The sequence below is a fragment of the Winogradskyella damuponensis genome (assembly GCF_039538385.1).
Taxonomy (GTDB): domain Bacteria; phylum Bacteroidota; class Bacteroidia; order Flavobacteriales; family Flavobacteriaceae; genus Winogradskyella; species Winogradskyella damuponensis.
In genome coordinates this window covers 2,501-5,337 of the sequence record NZ_BAABCB010000049.1, presented here as the reverse complement: position 1 = coordinate 5,337, position 2,837 = coordinate 2,501, and the positions used below count along the sequence as shown (strand labels likewise).

At 47.2% G+C, this 2,837-nt stretch carries 2 rRNA genes (1 of these 2 cut by a window edge); both read right to left on the bottom strand.

Going from position 1 to position 2,837, the window contains the following annotated elements:
- Positions 1 to 108: 108 nt before the first annotated feature.
- A 5S ribosomal RNA gene (gene rrf, locus ABD730_RS17235) occupies positions 109 to 218 on the bottom strand.
- 159 nt (positions 219 to 377) lie between these two features.
- Positions 378 to 2,837, bottom strand: a 23S ribosomal RNA gene (locus ABD730_RS17230) (it continues 365 nt past the right edge of the window).

The following is a 2,837-nucleotide window of genomic DNA, read 5'->3' as shown; positions in this document are numbered from 1 at the left end:
ATTCAATTCCAAATAAAGAATGAAGATAATAAAAAAGGTTAATTGATTTACTTCACGATAGATTCTAAAACAAAAAACCCTTACTAGATATCTAGTAAGGGTTTTCAAAAAAGGCGGCGACCTACTCTTCCACAGTAAAGCAGTACCATCGGCGCAAACGGGCTTAACTACTCTGTTCGGAATGGTAAGAGGTGAGCCCCGTCGCTATAACCACCTTAAGTTTTTATCTTGAACTTGGTTCAAGACCTTGGCTGTTATAAATAATCAACACTAATATTGTTGACATATTGAAAAAAAGACATGATTTTGTAAGTAAACTTTAATAAAAAAACAGACTTGCTCAGCAATCATTACTGGTCACTGAGCAAAGTCGAAGTGACAATAAACCTATGGGTTATTAGTACTACTCGGCTATGACATTACTGCCTTTACACCTATAGCCTATCAACGTGGTCATCTTCCACGACCCTTTAAAGAAATCTCATCTTGTGGTGGGTTTCGCGCTTATATGCTTTCAGCGCTTATCCCTTCCGAACGTAGCTACCCTGCAATGCTCCTGGCGGAACAACAGGTACACCAGAGGTTCGTCCAACTCGGTCCTCTCGTACTAGAGTCAGATCCACTCAAATTTCTAACGCCCACAGTAGATAGAGACCGAACTGTCTCACGACGTTCTGAACCCAGCTCGCGTGCCACTTTAATGGGCGAACAGCCCAACCCTTGGGACCTTCTCCAGCCCCAGGATGTGACGAGCCGACATCGAGGTGCCAAACCCCCCCGTCGATATGAGCTCTTGGGGGAGATCAGCCTGTTATCCCCGGAGTACCTTTTATCCTTTGAGCGATGGCCCTTCCATACGGAACCACCGGATCACTATGCTCTACTTTCGTACCTGATCGACCTGTATGTCTCTCAGTCAAGCTCCCTTATGCCATTGCACTCTACGCACGGTTACCAAGCGTGCTGAGGGAACCTTTAGAAGCCTCCGTTACTCTTTTGGAGGCGACCACCCCAGTCAAACTACCCACCAAGCACTGTCCCTGGTTAGAGGTTAGACTCTAGATAAGCAAAGGGTGGTATTTCAACAATGACTCCACAACGCCTAGCGACGCCACTTCAAAGTCTCCCACCTATCCTACACATTACTTATCCAAAGCCAATACTAAGCTATAGTAAAGGTTCACGGGGTCTTTTCGTCCCACTGCGGGTAATCGGCATCTTCACCGATACTACAATTTCACCGAGCTCATGGCTGAGACAGTGTCCAGATCGTTACACCATTCGTGCAGGTCGGAACTTACCCGACAAGGAATTTCGCTACCTTAGGACCGTTATAGTTACGGCCGCCGTTTACTGGGGCTTCATTTGAGATCTTCGAAGTAAACTTCTAAACCCTCCACTTAACCTTCCAGCACCGGGCAGGTGTCAGGCCCTATACATCATCTTTCGATTTAGCAGAGCCCTGTGTTTTTGATAAACAGTCGCCTGGACTTTTTCACTGCGGCCCCCCCAGAGGGGGGCGACGCTTCTCCCGAAGTTACGCGTCAATTTTGCCTAGTTCCTTAGCCATGAATCTCTCGAGCACCTTAGAATTCTCATCCCAACTACCTGTGTCGGTTTAGGGTACGGGCTGCTTCACTCGCTTTTCTTGGAAGTCGATTTGCTAGATTATCACCTTGACCGTAGTCTCAGTGTACTATCGCGGTATTACTACTCGCTTCAACGTACTATTCCGTCAGTACGCACTAACTTTTCGCCTCCGTCACTTTTAGTGTGAGCAGGTACAGGAATATTAACCTGTTGTCCATCCACTACCCCTTTCGGGTTCGCGTTAGGTCCCGACTAACCCTCAGCTGATTAGCATAGCTGAGGAAACCTTAGTCTTTCGGTGTGCGGGTTTCTCGCCCGCATTATCGTTACTTATGCCTACATTTTCTTTTGTAGCTTCTCCAGCATGCCTCACAGCACACCTTCGACGACACTACAATGCTCCCCTACCACTTTTACAAGTCCATAGCTTCGGTAATATGTTTATGCCCGATTATTATCCATGCCGAACCGCTCGACTAGTGAGCTGTTACGCACTCTTTAAATGAATGGCTGCTTCCAAGCCAACATCCTAGCTGTCTAAGCAGTTCAACCTCGTTTATTCAACTTAACATATATTTGGGGACCTTAGCTGATGGTCTGGGTTCTTTCCCTCTCGGACATGGACCTTAGCACCCATGCCCTCACTGCTGATTAACATTTTATAGCATTCGGAGTTTGTCAGGAATTGGTAGGCGGTGAAGCCCCCGCATCCAATCAGTAGCTCTACCTCTATAAAACTATAAATCAACGCTGCACCTAAATGCATTTCGGGGAGTACGAGCTATTTCCGAGTTTGATTGGCCTTTCACCCCTACCCACAGGTCATCCGAACACTTTTCAACGTATATCGGTTCGGGCCTCCACTGTGTGTTACCACAGCTTCACCCTGCCCATGGGTAGATCACACGGTTTCGCGTCTACCACTACTAACTAAAGCGCCCTATTCAGACTCGCTTTCGCTACGGATCCGGACCTGAAGTCCTTAACCTTGCTAGCAACGGTAACTCGTAGGCTCATTATGCAAAAGGCACGCCGTCACAGATCAAGTCTGCTCCGACCGCTTGTAAGCGTATGGTTTCAGGTTCTATTTCACTCCCTTATTCAGGGTTCTTTTCACCTTTCCCTCACGGTACTAGTTCACTATCGGTCTCTCAGGAGTATTTAGCCTTATCGGATGGTCCCGACTGTTTCACACAGGGTTTCACGTGCCCCGCACTACTCAGGATACCACTATCTAATCAATCTTT